Annotated in this window: 20 protein-coding genes and 1 pseudogene; 13 read left to right on the forward strand and 8 right to left on the reverse strand. The window is 67.3% G+C overall.

Annotation, left to right across the window (positions count from 1 at the left end; translation table 11 throughout):
* Positions 1-39: 39 nt before the first annotated feature.
* Positions 40-1188 (forward strand): alpha/beta fold hydrolase, encoded by a 1149-nt coding sequence (locus ACFXKA_RS25160; protein WP_379429133.1) that lies wholly within the window; start codon positions 40-42, stop codon positions 1186-1188.
* A gap of 44 nt (positions 1189-1232) precedes the next feature.
* Here ACFXKA_RS25160 and ACFXKA_RS25165 read toward each other — a convergent pair whose 3' ends face one another.
* Entirely contained in the window at positions 1233-1817 is a 585-nt protein-coding gene (locus ACFXKA_RS25165; RefSeq protein ID WP_354842849.1) for a TetR/AcrR family transcriptional regulator C-terminal domain-containing protein, read from the reverse strand.
* Between the two features lie 110 nt (positions 1818-1927).
* On the opposite strand from ACFXKA_RS25165, the gene bioB reads away from it, so the two are divergent.
* The 3 genes from bioB (at position 1928) to ACFXKA_RS25180 (ending at position 3998) form a co-directional block, all read left to right on the forward strand.
* Complete coding sequence (bioB, locus tag ACFXKA_RS25170; RefSeq protein WP_354842846.1) at positions 1928-2965, forward strand: biotin synthase BioB; 1038 nt, start codon at positions 1928-1930, stop codon at positions 2963-2965.
* A gap of 101 nt (positions 2966-3066) precedes the next feature.
* Positions 3067-3282 carry a hypothetical protein gene (locus tag ACFXKA_RS25175; RefSeq protein ID WP_354843205.1) on the forward strand — a complete coding sequence of 72 codons (216 nt, stop codon included), beginning with the start codon at positions 3067-3069 and terminating at the stop codon, positions 3280-3282.
* Positions 3282-3998: a DUF2567 domain-containing protein gene (locus ACFXKA_RS25180; protein WP_379429134.1), complete on the forward strand. Its 717-nt coding sequence runs from the start codon at positions 3282-3284 to the stop codon at positions 3996-3998. The genes ACFXKA_RS25175 and ACFXKA_RS25180 overlap by 1 nt, the downstream gene beginning before the upstream one ends.
* Before the next feature lie 262 nt (positions 3999-4260).
* Here the strand turns inward: ACFXKA_RS25180 and ACFXKA_RS25185 are convergent, their stop codons facing one another.
* The 3 genes from ACFXKA_RS25185 to ACFXKA_RS25195 all read right to left on the reverse strand — a co-directional run bounded on the left by ACFXKA_RS25185 (position 4261) and on the right by ACFXKA_RS25195 (position 6114).
* The gene (locus ACFXKA_RS25185) at positions 4261-4842 is read right to left on the reverse strand and encodes a carboxymuconolactone decarboxylase family protein (RefSeq protein ID WP_354842841.1); all 582 of its coding nucleotides are present in this window, start codon (positions 4840-4842) and stop codon (positions 4261-4263) included.
* Positions 4842-5159, reverse strand: coding sequence for a hypothetical protein (locus ACFXKA_RS25190; protein WP_354842838.1), 318 nt, complete (start codon positions 5157-5159; stop codon positions 4842-4844). Before ACFXKA_RS25190 ends, ACFXKA_RS25185 begins: the two co-directional genes overlap by 1 nt.
* A gap of 103 nt (positions 5160-5262) precedes the next feature.
* Positions 5263-6114, reverse strand: coding sequence for an alpha/beta fold hydrolase (locus tag ACFXKA_RS25195; RefSeq protein WP_379429135.1), 852 nt, complete (start codon positions 6112-6114; stop codon positions 5263-5265).
* Between the two features lie 258 nt (positions 6115-6372).
* On the opposite strand from ACFXKA_RS25195, the gene ACFXKA_RS25200 reads away from it, so the two are divergent.
* On the forward strand, positions 6373-7236 hold the full coding sequence (locus ACFXKA_RS25200; protein WP_379429136.1) for a helix-turn-helix domain-containing protein: 864 nt from the start codon (positions 6373-6375) through the stop codon (positions 7234-7236).
* Positions 7237-7243: 7 nt separating this feature from the next.
* Positions 7244-7765: a hypothetical protein gene (locus tag ACFXKA_RS25205; RefSeq protein WP_379429152.1), complete on the forward strand. Its 522-nt coding sequence runs from the start codon at positions 7244-7246 to the stop codon at positions 7763-7765.
* A gap of 69 nt (positions 7766-7834) precedes the next feature.
* On the opposite strand, the gene hypF is transcribed toward ACFXKA_RS25205, so the two are convergent.
* Genes hypF through ACFXKA_RS25225 form a run of 4 tightly spaced genes read right to left on the reverse strand, consistent with a single transcriptional unit; the run spans position 7835 to position 12770 of the window.
* Complete coding sequence (hypF, locus tag ACFXKA_RS25210; RefSeq protein WP_379429137.1) at positions 7835-10156, reverse strand: carbamoyltransferase HypF; 2322 nt, start codon at positions 10154-10156, stop codon at positions 7835-7837.
* 9 nt (positions 10157-10165) lie between these two features.
* The gene (gene hypE, locus ACFXKA_RS25215; protein WP_354842826.1) at positions 10166-11182 is read right to left on the reverse strand and encodes a hydrogenase expression/formation protein HypE; all 1017 of its coding nucleotides are present in this window, start codon (positions 11180-11182) and stop codon (positions 10166-10168) included.
* Entirely contained in the window at positions 11179-11850 is a 672-nt protein-coding gene (locus ACFXKA_RS25220; RefSeq protein ID WP_379429138.1) for a cysteine hydrolase, read from the reverse strand. The genes hypE and ACFXKA_RS25220 overlap by 4 nt, the downstream gene beginning before the upstream one ends.
* Positions 11781-12770, reverse strand: a complete 990-nt coding sequence (locus ACFXKA_RS25225; protein WP_379429139.1) for a hypothetical protein — start codon at positions 12768-12770, stop codon at positions 11781-11783. The genes ACFXKA_RS25220 and ACFXKA_RS25225 overlap by 70 nt, the downstream gene beginning before the upstream one ends.
* Positions 12771-13176: 406 nt before the next feature.
* Here ACFXKA_RS25225 and ACFXKA_RS25230 point away from each other — a divergent pair, with 406 nt between their 5' ends.
* The 7 genes and pseudogenes from ACFXKA_RS25230 to ACFXKA_RS25260 form a co-directional block, all read left to right on the forward strand.
* Positions 13177-14247 (forward strand): hydroxymethylglutaryl-CoA reductase, encoded by a 1071-nt coding sequence (locus ACFXKA_RS25230; protein ID WP_379429140.1) that lies wholly within the window; start codon positions 13177-13179, stop codon positions 14245-14247.
* A gap of 4 nt (positions 14248-14251) precedes the next feature.
* The gene (locus ACFXKA_RS25235; protein ID WP_379429153.1) at positions 14252-15433 is read left to right on the forward strand and encodes a hydroxymethylglutaryl-CoA synthase; all 1182 of its coding nucleotides are present in this window, start codon (positions 14252-14254) and stop codon (positions 15431-15433) included.
* Between the two features lie 2 nt (positions 15434-15435).
* Positions 15436-16401 (forward strand): mevalonate kinase, encoded by a 966-nt coding sequence (gene mvk, locus ACFXKA_RS25240; protein ID WP_379429141.1) that lies wholly within the window; start codon positions 15436-15438, stop codon positions 16399-16401.
* Positions 16398-17399, forward strand: coding sequence for a diphosphomevalonate decarboxylase (mvaD, locus tag ACFXKA_RS25245; RefSeq protein ID WP_379429142.1), 1002 nt, complete (start codon positions 16398-16400; stop codon positions 17397-17399). Before mvk ends, mvaD begins: the two co-directional genes overlap by 4 nt.
* Positions 17396-18508: a phosphomevalonate kinase gene (locus tag ACFXKA_RS25250; protein WP_379429143.1), complete on the forward strand. Its 1113-nt coding sequence runs from the start codon at positions 17396-17398 to the stop codon at positions 18506-18508. Before mvaD ends, ACFXKA_RS25250 begins: the two co-directional genes overlap by 4 nt.
* A complete protein-coding gene (gene fni / locus ACFXKA_RS25255) occupies positions 18505-19620 on the forward strand; it encodes a type 2 isopentenyl-diphosphate Delta-isomerase (RefSeq protein WP_379429144.1) in 1116 nt (371 codons plus the stop codon). The genes ACFXKA_RS25250 and fni overlap by 4 nt, the downstream gene beginning before the upstream one ends.
* Positions 19621-19819: 199 nt before the next feature.
* Positions 19820-21024 (forward strand): annotated as a pseudogene (locus ACFXKA_RS25260) (Fe-S oxidoreductase); the annotation flags it as partial.

A 21024-nucleotide genomic window follows, 5' to 3' on the forward strand; every position in this document is an offset into this window, starting at 1 on the left:
GCCTGGATGACCAGCCGGAAATTCGTACAGTTGATTGGTATGGCGCTGCCGGGTTTTCCGAATCCGTCCGGCGTCGCCGACTACGACGACCGGCGGCGTCGCGCGCGCCTGCGCGCGACCCGTTCGGGCATCGGCTGGGTCCGCTGGCGGCGGACCCGGCTGCTGGTCCTGCGGCTGAGCCTGGTGCCGCTGGTGGCGCTGGGCGCCTTCGCCGAATACATGGGTCTGGACGTGCTGCCGGAGCAGGCCCGGCTGGCGCGCACCGAGCCCGCCGTGCTGCCCATCGCGGGCCCGTCGGACTCGCAGGCCGGCGACACCGCCGTCTTCGATCTGGTCGGTCTCGGCGTCCTCGACGCCAGTGACACCGCCCGGGCACTGCCCTCGCTGCGGCGGCTGGGATCGGTGTGGGCGGTGCGCTACGACAACGCCGGTATCGACACCAAGGTCATCTCGGATCTGATCGTGAAGGTCACCGACGCGGCCAAGGTGCCGAACGTGGTGCTGACCGGGCACAGCATGGGCGGGGTCATCGCGCTGGAGATCGCCAAGCACCTGCACCAGGACAGCAGGAAGCGGGTGCGGGCGGTGCTCCTGGACTGCACGCCGGTGGATCTGAACGCGGTCCGCCCCGAGAGCCGCGACCAGGGCGAGGAAATGCTGCGCTGGATGGGCTGGGTGCCCGGCGCGCGGGAGAGCCGGCTGCTGCGGCTGATCGTGGAAACGTATGCGCGCCATGAGAGTTTCGTCGGCGGACGCTATGTGATCCGCGGCGACGAGTTCCGCGCAGCGGTGAAGAACGTTCTGCGCGACAAGATCCTGAACACCAATGCCGCCAGCAACGGTCTGATCGAGGCCCAGTTCAAGGCCATCGTGGCCGGCGGCGCGGTCGACGATCTGCGGGCGCTGTCCAAACCCGCTGCGGGCAAACCCCGTCCGGCCATCGTGTTCATCCGGCCGCACAACCCGTACGACGATCCGATCGTGGATGTGGAGTACTCGCACGAGGTGCTGATCGACCAGGTCGGTGGCGTGAACGGGACGCTGCTGGTGGTGACCACGCGAACCACCGGGCACGCCAACCCGATCGAGCGGCCGCAGGAGTACAACACGGTCATCGAGCAGCAGGTGGTGCCGTTCGTGCGGCAGGTGCAGGCCGACGAGGCGGCGGTGGTCTCGGTCGGGCGCTGACCGATCGGCGAGTCAGCGCACCGCGTCGTCAGCGGCCGGGCGGATCAGCGGATGCGGCTGCCCAGCAGGTGGCGGACGCCGCTGACGAACAGCTGCAGCCCGAAGTCGAAACGGGCGGTGGCGTCGGGCATGTCGTAGAGCGGCGAGTTCTCCTCGGTCAGCGCGCCCGCGGAATCCATCTGGATGCGCGACTGCTCGTCCACCGTCTGGCCGAGCACGTAGTACAGCAGCGTGTAGGCGGCGAGTTCGGCTTCCTCGCGCGTCATGCCCGCGCGAATCGCGGCGCTGGCCAGGCGTTCCCGGCCCTTGCTGGTGGTGAGGCGGGAAGCGTATGTGGCCGAGACCAATTCGGCGCCGTCGCGATAGGCCAGCAGGCATTCGCGCAGCCGGTGCGCCAATTCGGTCATCTGCTTGGACCATTCGTCGGCCCGGACCGGTTCGTCCATCGGCGCGAGAATCCGGTCGGCGATCGCACCGAGCAGCGCCTGCTTGTTGGGGAAGTGCCAGTACAGCGCACCGGGCTGGACGTGCAGCGAGCTTGCCAGCCGGCGCATGGTCAGATCCGCCAGACCGTACTGGTCGAGAATGGCGATGGCCCCGTCGACCACGTCCGTGCGATGGAGTTGCACTGAAAACCCGACCCTCTCGTGTTCCGGCTCACGTTCCGGACTGCTAGCCTACCCTGAACACCGTTCAAGTTGCTCGGCCACACCGGTCGGACGAAGGGATTCGCGCGGACATGACTCAGGCAGCCGTCACCACCGATGCTGTGACCACAGCAGGCGATGACATTCTCGCCATCGCCCGCGAGCAGGTGCTCGAGCGCGGCGTCGGCCTGACCCAGGACCAGACCCTCGAGGTGCTGCGCCTCGGCGACGACCGGCTCGAGGAGCTGCTCGGCCTGGCGCACGACGTGCGCATGAAGTGGTGCGGGCCCGAGGTCGAGGTCGAGGGCATCATCTCGCTCAAGACCGGCGGCTGCCCGGAGGACTGCCACTTCTGTTCGCAGTCAGGACTTTTCCAGTCCCCGGTGCGCGCGGCGTGGCTCGACATCCCGTCGCTGGTGGAGGCCGCCAAGCAGACCGCGAAGACCGGCGCCACCGAGTTCTGCATCGTGGCCGCGGTGCGCGGTCCGGACGAGCGGCTGATGGCGCAGGTCGCCGCGGGCGTCGAGGCCATTCGCAACGAGGTCGACATCCAGGTCGCCTGCTCGCTCGGCATGCTCAACCAGGAGCAGGTGGATCAGCTGGCCGCCATGGGCGTGCACCGCTACAACCACAACCTCGAGACCGCGCGCTCGCACTTCCCGAACGTGGTCACCACCCACACCTACGACGAGCGCTGGGACACCCTGCGCATGGTGCGCGAGGCGGGCATGGAGGTCTGCTCCGGCGGCATCCTCGGCATGGGCGAATCCCTGGAGCAGCGCGCCGAATTCGCCGCGCAGCTGGCCGAACTGGAGCCCGACGAGGTTCCGCTGAACTTCCTCAACCCGCGCCCGGGCACTCCCTTCGGTGACCTCGAGGTGCTGCCCGCCGCCGACGCCCTGCGCGCCGTCGCCGCGTTCCGCCTGGCCCTCCCGCGCACCATTCTGCGTTTCGCGGGCGGCCGTGAGATCACCCTCGGCGATCTGGGCGCCAAGCAGGGCATCCTCGGCGGCATCAACGCCGTCATCGTCGGCAACTACCTGACCACCCTGGGCCGTCCCGCCGAGGCCGACATCGATCTGCTCGGTGAGCTCAAGATGCCGATCAAGGCGCTCAACGAAACCCTCTGAGACGAGCGGGCTATGGAAAACCGGTACCGTGGCGGTACGGTCTCTCCGGCCCGCATTACCGTGCACTGCTATTGAGACACGAAGGATCCATCGAGGTGATCGTGGACATCGAGGAGCGCTACAACCCCTTCACGGGTAAGCGGATCGTGCCGGGTCTGGATGATCCGGTTCCCGCGGCCGCCGCTCTGGGCCTCGAGCCCCCGCGCTTCTGCGAACAGTGCGGTCGCCGCATGATCGTGCAGGTCAGCCCCGACGGCTGGTGGGCCAAATGCTCCCGCCACGGTGTTCTCGACTCCACGAGCCTGGAACACCGCTAGTGGCAACCACACTCACCGCCGAGCCGGGCGGACTACGCGTCGACGTACTGATGCGGGAAGTGCGCGCGGCGGCGGTGGTGTGCACCGTCCTCCTCGCGGTGAGCGCCCTGGCCGGGGTGGTGTGGGCGTTCCTCGCTCCCGCCGAGCAGCTGCTGGTGGTCGAACCCGACCGCGACACCGCCCTCACCGGTGAGAGCATGCATCGTTTCGATGCCCTCGCCATTTTCGTGCTGATCGGCATCGTGCTCGGTGTCCTCGGCACGGCCGCGGCCTGGCGCTGGCGCCGGGCGCGGGGGCCCGTGCTGCTGTCGGGCATTCTGCTCGGCTCGCTGGGCGGCGCCTTCCTGATGAAGGTGGCGGGGGAGGCCGTCGCCGAGCAGTTGCACACCCGCCCCCAGCATCCCGCCCTCCACTCCATCGTGGATTTCGCTCCCGCCGTGGAGGGATGGGCCGCGCTGATCGCACAGCCGCTGGCCGCGGCCGTGGTGGCGCTCCTGCTGACCGCGCTCAGCACCTCCGACGATCTCGGTAGCGGCCAATTCCTCCCGTTCGGCGGCAGCCGCCCCGATCCGACCGTGCTCGCCGGGCCGCAGTACGGTTCCGCCATCACCTACGGTCCGTACCCCGGCGGCGCGCAGCAGGCCACGGGCGTGCGAGAACCCGTGGTGCCCTTCGACGCTCCCGGTTCGCTGCCCGATTCCGGCGCCACCCGCTGACCCGGCTCCGGCAATATTCGCTGGAGCCCGGGCGTTGTACTTCCTACCGTGTTCGCGTCCACGGATCCGAATCACCCAGGGGGACCCATGAAGCCCGCACCTGCCGATCGTGCCGGCTCGGCACCGGCGGAACGCCCCGACCTCACCGCGTGGCGTCAGCGTCACGAACTCCGCAGATCCAATGCGTCCCAACCGATCCCGAGCGGCCGCCGCTACAGGCGCACCACCAAACACCGCGGTCGTTCCCAGGACCGATGATCGTCTAGCGGTATCCACGTTTGAGCAGGTACCCGGCACCCGCTTCGAAGGCCGCCGGGCTGAGGAGCGCGAAGTCGAAGGCATCGGCGAGACGGTTGGTCGTATTGAATGCCGCGCAGACCGCCAGGGCGTCCTCGATCTGTTGCGGCGTGACGCCGGCCGACAGCACCTTGCGCATGTCCGCGCTGGTCACCGTGCCCTCGCGAGTGAGTGTGCCGAGCATCCGAAGGGTTGCCCGCAGACCGTCCTCGATGGGCGCCGAATCCACATCGGTCAGCACCGATCGGACACGGTCGTCATCCGCGTAGGCCTGGGCGGCGGTGGCGGTGTGCGCGCCGATGCAGAAGTCGCATTCGTTGACCTTGGAGATATGGGCGGCCATCAGTTCCCGGTCGGCGACCGACCAGGCCGAGGGGCCGCGCATGGCCTCGTGCGTGAAGGTTTTCGCCTGGGCGCCATAGAAGTCGGGGCGGTAGAAGACCAGCTTGGCGGCGTCCGGCACGGGCTGGCGAGAGAACAGTCCGATGAGGCCGAACAGGAGCTTGGTCGTCGGGCGGTAGCCGTCGTTGAGAATATCCGGGCGCATCAGGCGTCCTCCGCTGCGGCTGCCAGAGCGGCGAGCCCGGCCTCGTACAGCCGGGCCGACTGGCCCACCGCCGCGCAGACAACCAGCTCGAAGAGCTGATCCTGGCTGTAGCCCGCGGCCTCGGCGGCGGCGAAGTCCGCGTCGGCGGTCTGCGTCGGCCTGGTGGCGACCTTGCCGATGAGCTCGCGTAATGGGGGCGGAAGATCGGCATTGTGAAAGGCGCGGGCGCGCAGGTCTTCCGGCGCCGTCCCCGTCCCGTTCAGCACCCGGTCCACCAGGGCGCGGTGTGCTGCTCGCTTCCTGTCCTCGGTTGCCACGACCGCCTCCGTCGGCTCAGCTACCCACTTTTCCCTGTGACCACCATAGGCCCGCGCTCGATCCCGGCGCCGCATGCTCCTCTCGTGACGGGTTCGGGGCCGCTCACGAGGTGCGAATCCTGGTGAAGGGCACCAGGATTGCGGCGGTGCGCGAGGGGTTCTCGACGAAGGGGGTGTGTCCGGCGTCGGGGATGGTCGTCACTGTCGCGCCGGGGACGCGGCGGTATTCGTCCGTGGCGGTGTCGGGGCGCCAGCGGCGGTCCCGGTCACCGAAGATCACGAGGAGCGGTTTGCCGAGGTCGGTGAGGCGGTCCGGGAGGGTGCGCCGGGTGATGTAGTCGGTGCTGGCGGCGTCGGTCGCGATGAGAGCGTGGTAGGTCATGCCGCGCAGGTCGTCGACGAACTGCTGGGGTATCGGGTAGGTGTCGGTGGCGAAGGCGCTGTGCAGGGCCTGACGCAGAAGGTCGTCGGTGCGAACCTGCCAGAGCAGGTCGCCGATGCCGGGGGTGGTGAGGAGTTGGGAGGCCGGGCCTTCGGAGGTGTCGTCGCTCATGGCGGGGCCGGCGTCGATCAGGGCCAGGCCGGTCACCAGATCGGGGCGTTGTTCGGCGACCGAGGTGGCGACCGCGCCGCCGGTGGAGTGGCCGACGACGAGGGCGTGCCGGATGCCGAGCTGGTCCAGCACACCGGCGACGCGATGTCCTTGCTGCGGAATCGAATAGTCGTCACCAGCGGGTTTCGCGGAACCACCGTGACCGAGCAGCTCGACGCGAATGATGTGATAGCCGGGCAGCAGCGGCACCACCTGGTCCCACCAGTGAGCGGACGCACCGAGGCCGTGGATCAGCACCAGAGCGGGATCATCGCCCGGGCCGTCCTGGCTGATGTGGATGTCCTGGCCGTCGACGGTCAGCGTCGAATCGCCTGTGGCAGCGGCGCTCTGCGCTGTCGTCACCGCGGCGCAGCCCAGCACGAGAAGCATGCTGAGGGCGGCCGCGGCCACCGGGCGTCGCGGGCCGTACCTCCGGCCACGTCGGTGGGCACGCTGTTCCTGCCGGTGGCGGGCCTGCTTTCTTGGCGAGTGGCCGGAGAGTCGGGTCGGAGATTCTTGCGCATGGCCGGGGCGTGCGGCTGAGGAAGTCACGCACTTACTGTCGCCGTCGCCGCACCCCTCCGGCTTGAACAAATGTTCCACGGCCACCACCATGAAGGCGTGCGCGTCACCGCACCCGAACCTGTCTGGGATGTCGTCTGCCCCTCGCGGCCCGGCCGGCTCCCCGGTATCCGCATGGCCGGCTTCCGCGATCGCGGGGTGAATCCTGTTGATCAGCTGGCGCTGCCGCATCCCGACATCACCCTGCTGCTGGAGTTCGGCCCCGGCGCGGTCACCGTCGACGACGCTGCGGGCCGGTGCGGGGGCAGCCTGGTCAGCGGGCTCGGGACCGGCACCCGGCGCGTGCGCGGCGCGCAGATCGAATGCGTGCAGGTGCGCCTGTCTCCCCTGATCGCGGGTCCGCTCCTGGGCGTCTCCCTCGCCGAATTGTCCGACACCCTGGTGCCTTTGGACGCCCTGTGGGGTCGCGAGTCCGCGCTGATCCGCGAACAACTGGCCGAAACCCCTTTGTGGGACCAACGTTTCGCACTCATCGAGGCCCTGCTCGCCCGCCGCTACGCGGACGCGCCATCGGCCGACCCGGAGGTGGTCTGGGCCTGGCGCCGCATCCGCTCGGGTCACGGCCTGGTCCGGGTCGACGCCCTGGCCGACGAACTCGGCTGGACCCGCAAACGCCTGTGGTCCCGATTCCAGACCCAACTCGGCCTGCCCCCCAAACGAGCCGCCACCCTGGTCCGCTTCGACCACGCCGTCCACCGCCTCGCCGCCGGCACCGACCCGGCCCGCGTCGCCGCGGAAACAGGCTACGCCGACCAATCCCATCTCCACCGCGACATAGTCGCCTTCTCCGGCATCACCCCCACCGCCGTCGCCGTGACCTCCTGGCTCGCCGTCGACGACATCGCCTGGCCGACCGCCGGGATGACGAGCATGTCCACCGAATCGTGGGTCGGTGCGCGATGATCATTGGATGCAGATCCGGGATTCTCATCCGATTGTGGATGCCGTGCTCGATCGGCATCGGCGGGAGATCGGTGATTCGTTGCCGGTGTACCGGAATCATGTGTTGCGCTGTTTGAACTATCAGCAGTTGTTGCTGAGGGAGGCGGTGCCGGATGTTGCGGCGCTGGCGTGGGCGGTGCACGATCTGGGGATCTGGACGGTGGGGAGCTGGGACTATTTGGCTGCGTCCGCGGATCTGGTGGGCTGTCACGCTGCTGAATTCGGGATCGGCGAGATAGCGGCTGCACGTCGGATGGTGCTCGAGCATCATCGCCTTCGCGGCGTCGACGATCGGCTGGTCGAGACCTTCCGCGTCGCCGACCGGATCGATGTGACACACGGGCTGCTTCATCGACCAGTGTCCAGGGCCGAGGTGAAAGCTGTTGTCGCACAGTTGCCCTATGTCGGCTTTCACGCATTCCTGGCCCGGCAAGCCGCTCGCTATGCGCTGACCCATCCGACGCGTCCGATGCCCATGGTCCGCTGGTAGTTCCGGCTATCGGTGCGAGTCGGGAACGGCGAAGCCGAAGGCGCGAGTTCGCCACCGACGCGTCGCCCCTCACTCGACCCGTCCGTTCCCGAGGGCGCGCCGGTGGTCCGCGACAAGCAGCTGGCCGAGGGCTATGCCTCCGTCGTTCGGGGGGACGTGGCGGTGGCTGTAGACGTCGAATCCGTCGCGCTCGAGCATTGTGAGGGAATTGACCAGGAGGAATTCGTTGAGGAATACGCCGCCGGAGAGGACGACCTGCCGGATGCCGGTGGCACGGGAGATCTCGCGGCATTGCCGCCGGACCATGGTGACCACGCCGGAATGGAACCGCCGGCTGATCTGTGGGAGCGGTAGGCCGGCGGCGAGGTCCTCCGCGATCGCGCGGATCACCGGTCCGAAGTCGACTTCGGTTGTGGTGTAGTCGAACTCGTATCCGTCGGCCATGGCGAGGTCCCGCTCGAGCAGGCCCTCCAACTCGATCGGGCCCTGGGCCTCGTACTCGGCGTAGCAGCAGATATCCAGGAGGGCGGCGATCCCGTCGAAGAGCCGGCCCATGCTCGATACCTCGGGCGAATTGATTCCTTGCGCTCGCATCGTCGAATACACATGCCGGCGATCCGGCTCGAGCCGGCCGATCGCCGGGAACGCCTTGACGGCGGTGTCGATATCGCCGAATGCGTCCAGGGCGACCGATACCCCGGTCCGAATCGGTTCGTGCACCGCTCGGTCACCGCCGATCAGCGCCAGACGCCGCAAATGCGTTGCCCGCTCGAATCTTTCGAAGCCACCCACCAGGAATTCCCCGCCCCAGATGGTGCCGTCGGTGCCGTAGCCGGCTCCGTCGAACACCACACCGATGGCCGGTCCGGTGAGCCGATTCTCCGCCATGCACGCCGCCATATGAGCGTGATGATGCTGGACGAACACGGGATCGCCCGGTTCGCCGATGCCCTCGTGCGCACTGCTGGAGCGGAACTGCGGGTGCATGTCGTAGACACCCGCCGCGGGCTCCAGATCATAGAGCGACGCCAGGTGTGCCGCCGTCTTGCGATGAGCGGCAAAGGTTTCGTCGTTCTTCAGGTCGCCGATGTGCTGGCTGAGGAAGACCCGGGAACCGGCGGAGAGGGCCACCGTCGTCTTGAGTTCGGCGCCATAGGCGACGAGCGGAGCCAGCGGACGGCCGACGTCCACCGGATACGGCGCATACCCGCGCGCTCTGCGCAGGAACGTCACCAGGGGGCCGTCCAACGCGGGGTGGGCGGACAGCCGGACCACGGAGTCGTCGACCCTGATCTCGATTTCACGGTCGTGGTAGAGGATCACATCGGCGATCTCGAAAAGCTGCCGGAGCGCATCCTCGTTGCGATGGACTATCGGATAGCCGGAGATGTTTCCACTCGTCATGATCATCGCGTCCAGGCCGGATTCGTCCAGCAGCAGGTGATGATGCGGTGCCGAGGGCAGCATCAGTCCCAGGTTCGGATTCCTCGGGGCGACGCCTTCCGGGAGCGCGCCGGAACGCTTGCGCGCCAACAGGATCGGCCGCGCTGGCGATCGCAGCAGTGCTTCCTCGGCGGCGGACAGTTCCACGATCCGATGGGCGGTGGCCAGATCCCGGACCATGACGGCGAAGGGTTTCGAATCCCGGCGTTTGCGCTCGCGGAGCAAGGCCACCGACTCGGCGCGGCGCGCATCCACGGCGAGATGGAAGCCCCCGACACTCTTGACGGCCGCGACCCGTCCCGCCGTCAATTCCCGTGCGCACCGGCGCAATGCGTCCTCGCCTTCGAGAACCGCTCCCTGCCGGTCGGCGAGGAACAGACGAGGTCCGCAGTCGGCACAGGCATTGGGCTGCGCGTGGAAGCGCCGGCTCATCGGATCCCGATACTCCCGGTCGCACCTCTCGCACATGGTGAACGAGCGCATCGTGGTCTGCGACCGGTCGTACGGAAGCGCGCGAATGATCGAATAGCGTGGACCGCAGTTCGTGCAGTTGATGAACGGGTACCGGTAACGGCGATCGGCCGGATCGCGCAACTCGGCCAGGCAGTCGGCACACACATGCGTATCCGCGGGCACCAGAGCGACTTTCGCTCCGCCGTGCGCACTGTGCACGATCTCGAAATCGGTGGCCGCCGACCGCCCCGCCGATCGGCTGAGGGCTACCACGCCATCGACGCGGGCCAACTCCGGAGCCCTGCTCGCCAATTCCTCGCTGAAGCGCCGCAGCACGGACTCGTGGCCGCTCGCCTCGATGAGAACGCCCTCGGGATCGTTGCGAACCCATCCGGCCAAGTGCCGTTCACGGGCGAGCTTGTAGACGAACGGGCGATAGCCCACGCCCTGAACGACGCCGGTAACCCTGATTTTCCAGGTCGCATGTTCGGTCATGACATCGGTTCAACACAGCCGGGGCAGCTCGGCGCCGCGGAGAGGTTGCAGTGTGGATTCGCGGCCGGCGGAATCCCGGAGAACGACCGCCGCGCCATCGAGAGCGGTCACCTCGCCGATCGCCACCGCGTGCCGGCCGTACTCGTGCGCGTGGAGCGCGGCGAGCACCTGATCGGTCGCCCCCGGATCGATGAAGATCGCCACGCAGCCCTCGTTGGCGCAGTGCAGTGGATTGATCCCCAGCATGTCCGCCGCCATCGCGGTCTCGTGCTGAATGGGCAATGCCGGAGCCTCGATCCGGATTGTCTTGTCCAACTTGCCCGCGTACTCGTGCAGCACCGCCGCGAGTCCGCCGCGGGTGACATCGCGCATCGAGCGAATCGATCCGGCCGGCACCGCGGCGAGCACGCCGTCGATCATGGTGTTGAGGGGTGCGCAATCGCTGAGGACCCGGCTTTCGAAGCCGAGGCCCTCCCTGATCGACAGCAGATGCACGGTGTGATTACCGAGGGGGCCGGACAGGATGACCGCATCCCCGGGGCGCACGGCGTCCATCCGCAGTGGCTCCCGGACGAAGAAACCGACCCCGCTTGTGTTGAGGTACAACTGATCCGCTTCCCCGGCGCGCACGACCTTCGTATCGCCGCACACGATCTGCACGCCGGCTTCGCGAGCGGTGTCCCTGATCGAGGTCAGTACGCGGGACAGACGGTCGAACGGCAGTCCCGTCTCGAGGATCATTCCGAGCGTGAGATACCGCGGGGCCGCTCCCGAGACCGCGAGATCGTTGACGGTCCCGCACACCGCGATCTTTCCGATGTCGCCATTGCCGAAGAACGGAGGGTCGACCACGAAGCTGTCCGTGGTCATCGCGATACGGCTGCCCTCCACCGCGAGGACGGCACTGTCCTCCATCTCGCCCACATAGACGTCGCCCAAGGTCTCCGCGATGAATGCCACGAGTTCGCTCGACAGTGTCGCGCCGGTGCCGTGGTCGAGTTGGATCTGCTGGGTCGCGAGAGTCACGGTGTCTTGGTCTCCTTCCGGGGGAGGCCGCCGTTCTCATCGATCGTCCGCAGAATTTCCCCGGAATCGGCGACTGTGGCGCAGTAACCCGCGAGCCATTCGAGTGCACGCTGCCGGTCGGCTTCGACAGCGGAGAATACGCAGTCGCTCGGCACGCCGACAATGTATCCGCGGAAGAATGCGTCGGCCGCCGTCGTCTGAATACAGATCTGGGTTTGCAGACCGATGAGAATCAGAGTCTCGACCCCGATTGCCTGGAGTCGTTCGTGCAGATCGGTCTCATAGAATCCGCTGTCCTTGCTCCGCTCCTGAACGATATCGTCCGGCTCGAGGAAATCCCGGATCACCTCGGCGCCCGTCGTGCCGCGCAGCGCGGGGACACGGCCGTCGTACCGTTCGGCGAGGGGATCGTCGGGTTCGTTGATGAGCTGCAGATGAAAGACGGGATAGCCGCGTTTCCGCAGATCGGACAAGAATCCCGCCACATGTGCGGTCGCCGCGGCGATCGCCGCCCGGCGTTCCGGATTCTTTCCGACGATATCGTACTGCAAGCCGCTCGTGAGGACTGCAATCTTTGACATGTCGACTACTCCAGTAATTAGTTGTTCTGCGTCGTGTCCGAGTGATTTTGCAGATCCTGGGCGATATTCGACCAGTTGACCGCGCATTGATTCGCGAATTCGATGATGTGGTCCCGGGTGTGCGGGAGAATGGCGTCGGCTATCTTCTCGATATCGGTGCTCTTCACCGCGTGCTGATGCATCCAGCGCAGGAGGTCGCGGCCGCTGGCACTCATACGCAGCGCCGGGTCCCGGGCCAGCAGGGCCAGCAGGGCGCCGAGGTCCGCCGGCTTCTCGGGAGGCGAAGGGGGTGTCGGCCGATCGGAGGTGTCGGAGAGTTTGCTCTCCGGCTCCGGTGGGGTACGGGGAGCTCTGTTCTCGTTCGAATGAACGAGCGGATCCTCCCCGCGTTCGAGCCGGGCGCGTACATCGCGAACGGTGGACGGGGACAAGCCGACTTCTTGAGCGATGCTGCGCAGGGACGCATCCGGGCGGGCCAGAATCAGCTCGGCGGCGGTGCGCCGGGCCGATTTGGTGTCGACGGGTCGTAGGCGGCCATCACTTCCCAGGCGATGGCTCGATCGCGAATCGTCGTGAATCCGGCCGCGGATCGCCGCCACGGTCTTCGCGGACAGGCCCGCGGTGGTCGCGATCGAGCGATCCGACCAGTGCGGATGCGTCCGCATGATGCGTTCCGCGGCAGCGCGCCGATCGCTCAGCGACAGCGGCAGGCCGTGGGTCGTGTTTTCGCGTACCCCGACGATGAATGCGAGTTCCTCGGAACCGTCCACCAGATATGCATCAATATGTGTGAATCCCTTCAGTCGCGCGGCGAATGTGCGGTGAAATCCATCGATGACCCGCATTGTGGGCCGATGAACGAGAATGGGCGGCAAAGGCCACTCGGCCTCGACCAACCTTTCGATGTGCGAATGATCCTCACCCTCGGATCTCGGGGAGCCGATAGTAACCAGCGATGCAATCTCTAAGGTTGTTCTGACGCGGTTCAATTTCGAGGAGTGCTCCAAATATGTAGTGCCCCTTGGTCTTACAGGGTCAGAATTCGAAAATTACCGCAGGCTCATCCTTCCGGCAAGAGGACTCGACCGGTCGGCATGGTTGTTGTGATCGACCACCGTCCCATGTGCCGTGAGAGTGTGTCGATCCACAGGTCGTGTGCCACTTCCCGGGCTGTGCAACTGGGCGAAAGCCGCAGTTGCACAGCGTGATTCGAGCCATCGCCGCAGGACAGGAGGCCCGGCGGGGTGTGGTTGGGTGCACTGTGCCCGCTCACAGTCGGATGCGTCACTCGGTGGGATCGACGACGTGCGCCCGGCCCTTGTCCCGAAGATCGACATGTGCGGTAATACCGTGGCCGACTTCGGTTTCCGTATATGTAAATCGCAATAACACGAATAGGCTCGGGGAGATTCGATGTCCATGACCGGTACCGAGCGTGAAAAGGACGCGGCGGTCGTCCCGTTGCGCTGGGTGGGCCCGATCAAGATCACTGGCAATGTGGTGGACGAACCGATCGAGGTCCCGCTGGCCACCTACGAGTCACCGCTGTGGCCGTCGGTGGCGCGCGGCGCCAAGATCACCAGGCGTTGCGACCGCGGCGTCGTGTGCACGCTCGTCGACGAACGGATGACCCGGTCGGTCCTGCTCGAGGCCGACGACGCCGGTGCGGCACTGGCGGCGGTCCGCCGGCTCGGGGATGCCATGGGGGAGATGCGCCGGATCGTCGCCGACTGCAGCCGCTATGCCGAACTCCTGGATGTCCGGCACCAGATCGCCGGAAATCTGCTGTTCGTGCGATTCGAATTCGCTACCGGCGACGCTTCCGGCCACAATATGGCGACCCTGGCCGCCGATGCCCTCCTCGCGTACCTGGTGCGCGTATTCCCCGGTCTGCGTTACGAATCCGTCTCGGGGAACTTCTGCACGGACAAGAAGGCGTCCGCGGTGAACGGCATTCTCGGCCGCGGCAAGAATGTGGTGACCGAACTGCTGATCCCGCGTGCCGTGGTGGCGAACGATCTGCACACGACCGCGCGGCGGGTAGCTGCTCTCAATGTCCGCAAGAACCTGATCGGAACGAGTCTGGCGGGCGGAATCCGTTCCGCGAACGCGCATTACGCGAACATGTTGCTGGCGGTCTATCTGGCCACCGGCCAGGACGCGGCCAATATCGTCGAGGGCTCGCAGGGCATCACGCACGCCGAGGACCGCGATGGTGATCTCTATTTCTCGTGCACGCTGCCGAACATCATTGTCGGAACGGTCGGAAACGGAAAGGGATTGGATTTCGCCGCGGCGAATCTCGCCAGGTTGGGCTGCGGTGCGGACCGGGCGACGGGGGAGAATGCCCGCCGGCTCGCCGTGGTGACAGCGGCGGCGGTGCTGTGCGGCGAGCTGTCGCTGCTGGCGGCCCAGACGAACGCCGGCGAACTGATGCGGACGCATCTGAATTTCGAACGCCCACCATCGGATAGAGAGAATTGACGTGGTGTTTCCTATTGGAATTCACGATATCGCGTTGGCGACCGGGCATTACGCGCTGGACCTCGAGGAGCTGGCGGAGCGGCACGGCGTCGACCCCGGCAAGTACACCGTCGGCCTGGGGCAGAGCACGCAGACCGTTCCGGCGACGGACGAGGACATCGTCACCATGGCCGCCGCCGCGGCGAAGCAGATCATGGCCGAGCACGACGCCGGGGATATCCGCACCGTCCTGCTCGCGACCGAGACCGGGATCGACCAGTCCAAAGCGGCCGCGATCTATGTGCAGGACCTGCTGGGATTACCGTCCTCGACGCGGGCGGTGGAATTGAAGCAAGCGTGTTACGGGGGCACGTCGGCGCTGCACTTCGCGGCCGGACTCGTGCACCGCGACCCCGGCCACAAGGTACTGGTGCTCGCCAGCGATATCGCGAAATACGATCTCGGTTCCGCCGGTGAGGCCACGCAGGGCGCGGCCGCCGTCGCCATGCTGGTGTCGGCGGACCCGGCCGTCGCGGTCCTCGAGCCCGTGTCGGGTCTGTACACCGCCAATGTGCAGGACTTCTGGCGACCCAACTACCGCTCGACACCGATGGTGGACGGCAAGCTGTCGGTCTCGTTGTATCTCGAAGCGGTGGAACAGGTGTGGAAGGACTACGAAGCCCGCGGCGGCCGGGCGATCCAGGATTTCGCGGCGTTCTGCTATCACCAGCCGTTCACCAGAATGGCCTACAAGGCGCACGCGCGGTTGCTGGAAGTCCACGGTATCGACACCGATAACGCGCGGCTGGACGCGGACCTCGCAGCCACCACTGTCTACAATCGCCTTGTCGGCAACAGCTATACGGCCTCGCTGTACGTGGGTCTCATGTCGTTGCTCGACCACGCCGAGGACCTCAGCGGGCGCTCCGTCGGAATGCTGAGCTACGGATCGGGTTGTGTCGCGGAGTTTTTCGGATTGTCGATGGTGCCCGGATATCGGCGGCGACTGCGGACCTCGGCCAACCAGTCCGCCATCGCGCGACGGGAGCCGATCTCCTACGAAAGATATCGTGAGATAAGGGAATTCGAGTTACCCGAGGACGGTTCGCCGAAGGTATTGGCGGTCGACGGGGCCGGGCCGTTCCGTTTGCGGGCCGTTGCCGAGCATTCGCGAATGTACGAGGCATGTCACCTGATTCAGGCATGAGGATGGGTGCTGAACGGTCGACGGACCGCACCCTCGGTCATGGCCGGGCCGTCGCCAAACTGATCCTGCTCGGTGAGCATGTGGTGCTCTACGGCCGCCCGGCCATCTCGCTGCCGGTGCCGCTCGTGGGGGTCACCGCCACCGCGCGCCGATCCAGGGGCCCGGTCACCGTGGAGTCGACGAACGCGGCAGGCCGGGAACCGGCTGCGGGGCCGGGCGATACCGCGGTGTCGCGGCTCGCGGTAGCGGCGGTCTGCCACCATCTCCGGGTTCCCGATGAGGGCCTGGCCATCGCCGTCGACAGCGATATCCCGAGCGAACGGGGTCTGGGTTCGAGCGCGGCAATCGCGGCGGCCATCATCAGGGCGGTCGCCGATCTGTGGGATCGAAAGCTGTCCGGTGAAACACTTTTCGCGCTGATCCAGGAATCGGAGGCGCTGGCGCACGGGAATGCCAGCGGCGTCGACGCGCGCACGGTGATCGGCTCGGCCGGGCCGCTCTGGTTCCAGGACGGGGTGGCCCGGCCACTTCCGGTGGCGGACAGCGCGGATCGAGCGGTCCTGGTGGTGGGCGACACCGGTGTGCCGGGCAGCACCCGGGTGGCGGTGGCGACCGCGCGCCGGCGACTGCACGCCCTCGGCGCGGCAGGTGAGGATCTGCTCGAGCGAGCCGGGCAGCTCACCCACGGTGCTGCCGAGCATCTGCGGTTCGGGCGGTTCGCCGAGCTGGGCGATGCCATGACCGGCGCACAGCGGATTCTGGTGCGATTGGGCGTCAGCTGCCCGGCCGTCGACGAGTTGGTGACCGCCGCACTGGCCGGGGGAGCTCTGGGCGCCAAACTCTCCGGCGGCGGGCTCGGCGGCTGCGTCATCGCATTGACCACCGACGCCCCCGCCGTCCACACGGCACTGCTCGCGGCGGGTGCCCAGCGCTGTCTCGAGGTTCCGTTGAATCCGGTGGAAGTATGAATTCCGTTGCGGCGATCGCGCATCCGAACATCGCCCTGATCAAGTACTGGGGCAAGCGGGACGAGGTCCTGCACCTGCCCATGACCACCAGCCTGTCGCTGACCCTGCGGGAATTCCCCACCACGACCAAAGTCACGGTGAGGCCGGACTCGACCACCGACCGGGTGACCTTCGCCGGAGCCCCGGCGCCCGCGGCCTTCGCCGCACCGGTCTCGCGGTTTCTCGAGCTGGTGCGCGGGCGGACCGGCGACCGGCGGTACGCGGTGGTGGACACCGTGAACACGGTGCCGACCGGAGCCGGACTGGCCTCCTCGGCCGCGGGTTTCGCCGCACTGGCGCTGGCCGCCGCGACCGCCTACGGACTGGACCTGGATCGAGCCGCGCTGTCCCGGCTGGCGCGCCGCGGGTCCGGCAGTGCGGCGCGCTCGGTCTTCGGTGGCTTCGCGGTGTGGTGGCGTGGCGTGGGTGCCGGCGCGGCCGGTGACCTGAGCAGCTTCGCCGAGCCGATCGACGCGCCGCTGCTGGACCCGGCGCTGGTGGTGGCCCTGGTCGATACCCGCGAAAAGGCGGTTTCCAGTAGGGAAGCCATGCGGCGGACCATGGCCACGTCGCCGTTCTATCCGCCGTGGGTGGCGGAGTCCGCCCGGGACCTGGATCGCATGCGGGCGGCGCTGCGCGAGGGCGATCTGGCGACCGTCGGGGAGATCGCCGAGGCCAACGCCCTCGGGATGCATGCCACCATGCTCGGCGCCCGACCGGCCGTACGGTATTTCGCACCCGGCACGCTGCGGGTGCTGGACCTGGTGCTGGAGTTGCGTGCCGCGGGCGTCGGCGCCTGGGCCACGATGGACGCCGGTCCGAATGTGAAGGTGCTGTGCGATTCCCGCGACAGCGCCGTCGTCGCGGCGGCCGTCGCCGAGGTGGCCGGGGGAGCGGAGCGGATCGTGGTCACCACCGCCGGGCCCGGTGCCGTCCTCTCCGACAGCGGAGAACGATGATCACCGTTGCCGTTCCGGGCAAGCTGTACATCGTCGGCGAATACGCGGTCCTGGAGCCGGGCAGCGCGGCGGTGCTGGTCGGCATCGATCGCTATGTGCGCGTGCGTCTTACCCCGGTGAGCTCGGTCGACCCTGTGGTGCGGACGATCATCACCAACCGCGCGCCGGGACGTTGCATCGAATTCATCAGCCGGGGAGCGTGTTTCGAGCCGGTGTCAGCGAGGACAGCCGATGCGGTCGGGTTGTCCCATGTGCTGGCGGCCCTGGCCATCGTCGATCGTTACGCGGCCGAGTCAGGGCATGAGCCGGTGGGCTTCACCCTCGAAATCGACTCCCAACTGGATGATTCCGCCACCGGACGCAAATACGGGCTGGGGTCCTCCGGAGCGGTGACCGTAGCAGTGGTACGGGCCGTCGCCCGGGCCTACGAGTTGCCGCTGGATCCGGATGCCGAGATGAAACTGGCTCTGCTGTCGGTGTTCTCGGTGGATCCGCACTGCTCCGGAGGTGATGTCGCGGCCTCGGCGCACGGCGGCTGGGTGTACTACCGGACCCCGGATCGCGCGGCCCTGACCGCGGCGCTGGCGCGGCCGGACACCGAACTGGGGGCGCTGATCCGGCAGCCGTGGAGACACCTGACGGTACGGTCGCTGCCGCCCCCTCGCGAGCTGTCGCTGGAAGTGGGATGGGTTGGGCGACCGGCGGATTCGAGCGCGCTGGTCGCGGCCATGAAACGGGCCGTCCGACACCATGGTTCGGCCTATCGGGAGTTCGTCACCGCCAGCGATCAGTGCGTCGAGCAGTTCGCGACGGCGTGCCGCTCCGGCGACGATCGAGCGGCCGAGCTCGCGCTGAGCACCGCCGGTCGCCTGCTCCGTGAGCTGGCCGCGGTATCCGGTACCGCCATCGAGAGTCCCGAACTGTCTCGATTGCGCTCTCTGGCCGAGGAACTCGGTGCGGCGGCGAAGAGCTCCGGCGCGGGCGGCGGCGACTGCGGAATCGCTCTGATCGATCCCGCCCGCGCGCCGGCCCTGCGGCAGCGCTGGCGAGCCGCCGGCGTCGAACCGCTGAATCTCCGGGTACCCGAGAGGAAAGAGAGCATCAGATGAGCTATGCCAGCCGCAAGGACGATCATGTCCGCCTGGCCGTCGCACAGCATCGCGAATCGATGGCCGGGCATCGCCGGTCTCCGTTCGATGAGGTCGCCTTCGTCCACCACGCCCTGCGGGGCACCGCGGAGCACGCCGTCTCGCTCGCCACCGAGGTGGGCGGCACGACGTGGCCGGTGCCGCTGTACATCAACGCGATGACCGGCGGCAGCGCCCGCACCGGCGAGGTGAATCGTGGACTGGCCATCGCCGCGCGGGAGACCGGCTTGGCGATCGCGTCGGGTTCGATGAGCGCGTACCTGGCAGACGGTTCGGTGGCCGAGACCTACCGCGTGCTGCGCGGCGCGAATCCGGACGGCTACGTCATCGCCAACGTCAACGCCAATGTCACACCGGAGATGGCGATGCGCGCGGTGGAGCTGTTGGGTGCCGACGCACTGCAGGTGCACGTCAATGCGATCCAGGAGATCGTGATGCCGGAGGGCGATCGGGACTTCTCGGCCTGGCCGCGCCATATCGCTCGCCTCACCGAGACGCTGGGCATACCGGTGATCGTGAAGGAGGTCGGGTTCGGGATCAGCGCCGATACGGTCACGCGACTGGCCGAGCTCGGCGTGCGGATCGTCGATGTATCCGGCAATGGCGGAACGAATTTCGCGCTGATCGAGAATGCCCGGCGGCGAGGAGCCGACTTCGGCCTGCTCGCCGACTGGGGCCTGTCCACCCCGGCCTGCCTGGTCGACGGAGCCGAAGCGGCCCTGACGAACGGGGTCGCGCTGCTCGCCTCCGGCGGGGTACGCACTCCGCTCGATGTCGTTCGCGCCCTGGCGCTCGGCGCCCGCGCGGTGGGGGTATCCGGGCACTTCCTGACGATCCTCGAGTCCGAGGGGGTCGATGCGCTGATCGCGGCGATCACCGCGTGGATCACGCAGATCCGGCAGCTCATGGTGGTGCTCGGCGCGGACACCGTGCGCGCGCTGGCGGATGCCGACCTGCTGCTGACCGGCGGGCTCGCCGAGATCTGCCGACTGCGCGGCATCGACCCTGCCGCCTACGCCCGGCGCTCGCGGAATCCGCTGCGGCCCATCGTGCCAACGAGCCGCCTCCGCTGAGATCAGCGCGCTCTTATCGAATGAATTTGCGGCACACCACATCCGGCGCGCGTGGGGTAGCTCGATTCGCTGAGGTTGCTGATACCCTACCCGTGAGTAACATGGATTGCACTAAGTTACCCACGGGTAACTTAGTGCAAGTTATGATGCGACGAGCGCCGAGCGACACAGCGTCGCTTCGTGAATGAAAGGCCACTGCATGAGCCCCTTGCAAATAACGCTGGGCATCATCTCCATACTGGTCGGTGTGCCCGCGTGGGCCGGGTTCGTTTTGGCGGTGCGCAATATCGTGCGCACCATCCGGCTGGGGCAGCCGGCACCGGACCGGTTCGGGCCGTTCCTGCCCCGAATCGCCACCCTGGTCAAGGAATTCGCGGCGCACACCCGCATGGTGAAGTTCCGGACCGTCGGCTGGGCGCACTGGCTGGTCATGGTCGGCTTCCTGCTCGGGTTCGTCACCGTTTTCCAGGCGCAGGGGCAGATCTTCAGCCCCACCTTCACGTGGCCGTTGATCGGTGACACCCTCGTCTATCACCTGCTCGACGAGCTGTTGGGGCTGGGCACCATCGTCGGTGTGTTGGCGCTCATCATCATTCGGCAGGCCAACCACCCGCGGCGGCCCGCGCGGCTCTCGCGGTTCTCCGGCTCCAACTTCCTGGCGGCCTACTTCGTCGAGCTCATCGTGCTCGCCGAGGGCATCAGCATGGTCGGTGTGAAGGCCTTGGTGCAGGCCTACACCGGTGAGCACCACGCCGCCAGCGACTTCGTCAGCATGCATATCGCCAAGCTGCTCCCCGCGAGCGCCGCGGCGGTCTCCGTCTTCGCGTTCTGCAAGCTGATGACGGCGCTGGTGTGGGTCGTGGTGGTCAGCCGCAATATCGACTGGGGTGTGGCGTGGCACCGGTTCGCCGCGTTCTTCAATATCTATTTCAAGCGTGAGGCCGATGGCGGTGTGGCGCTGGGTGCGGCGAAGCCGATGATGTCGGGTGGTAGGCCGATCGAGATGGAGACCGCGGATCCGGACAATGACACTTTCGGTGTGGGTAGGTTCGAGGATTTCTCGTGGAAGGACATTCTCGACGTCACGACGTGTACCGAGTGTGGTCGTTGTCAGTCGCAGTGTCCGGCTTGGAATACCGGTAAGCCGCTCTCGCCGAAGTTGTTGATCATGTCGTTGCGTGATCATGGTTACGCGAAGGCCCCGTATCTGCTCGCTGGTGGCCGTAAGGACATGGGTGGCGAGGAGATCGGTCTGGTCGACGGCGAGGGTAAGCCGGACGAGGGTGCGCTGGCGCGGATTTCGGAGGCCGCGCGCGCGGAGGCCGAGCGGCCGTTGGTCGGTGGCGAGGATGTGGGTGGTGTCATCGATCCTGAGGTGTTGTGGTCGTGCACGACCTGTGGTGC

Origin of the sequence: Nocardia sp. NPDC059228, assembly GCF_042754245.1 — a bacterium.
Lineage (GTDB): Bacteria > Actinomycetota > Actinomycetes > Mycobacteriales > Mycobacteriaceae > Nocardia.

Bases quoted from the DNA above. Each gene is read 5' to 3' on its own strand.
- ACFXKA_RS25160 (WP_379429133.1), top strand. From the start codon at position 40: ATGGCGCTGCCGGGTTTTCCGAATCCGTCCGGCGTCGCCGACTACGAC.
- bioB (WP_354842846.1), top strand. From the start codon at position 1,928: ATGACTCAGGCAGCCGTCACCACCGATGCTGTGACCACAGCAGGCGAT.
- ACFXKA_RS25185 (WP_354842841.1), bottom strand. From the start codon at position 4,842: ATGCGCCCGGATATTCTCAACGACGGCTACCGCCCGACGACCAAGCTC.
- ACFXKA_RS25205 (WP_379429152.1), top strand. From the start codon at position 7,244: ATGCAGATCCGGGATTCTCATCCGATTGTGGATGCCGTGCTCGATCGG.
- hypF (WP_379429137.1), bottom strand. From the start codon at position 10,156: ATGACCGAACATGCGACCTGGAAAATCAGGGTTACCGGCGTCGTTCAG.
- ACFXKA_RS25220 (WP_379429138.1), bottom strand. From the start codon at position 11,850: ATGCGCGGTCAACTGGTCGAATATCGCCCAGGATCTGCAAAATCACTC.
- ACFXKA_RS25230 (WP_379429140.1), top strand. From the start codon at position 13,177: ATGTCCATGACCGGTACCGAGCGTGAAAAGGACGCGGCGGTCGTCCCG.
- mvk (WP_379429141.1), top strand. From the start codon at position 15,436: ATGGGTGCTGAACGGTCGACGGACCGCACCCTCGGTCATGGCCGGGCC.
- mvaD (WP_379429142.1), top strand. From the start codon at position 16,398: ATGAATTCCGTTGCGGCGATCGCGCATCCGAACATCGCCCTGATCAAG.
- ACFXKA_RS25250 (WP_379429143.1), top strand. From the start codon at position 17,396: ATGATCACCGTTGCCGTTCCGGGCAAGCTGTACATCGTCGGCGAATAC.
- fni (WP_379429144.1), top strand. From the start codon at position 18,505: ATGAGCTATGCCAGCCGCAAGGACGATCATGTCCGCCTGGCCGTCGCA.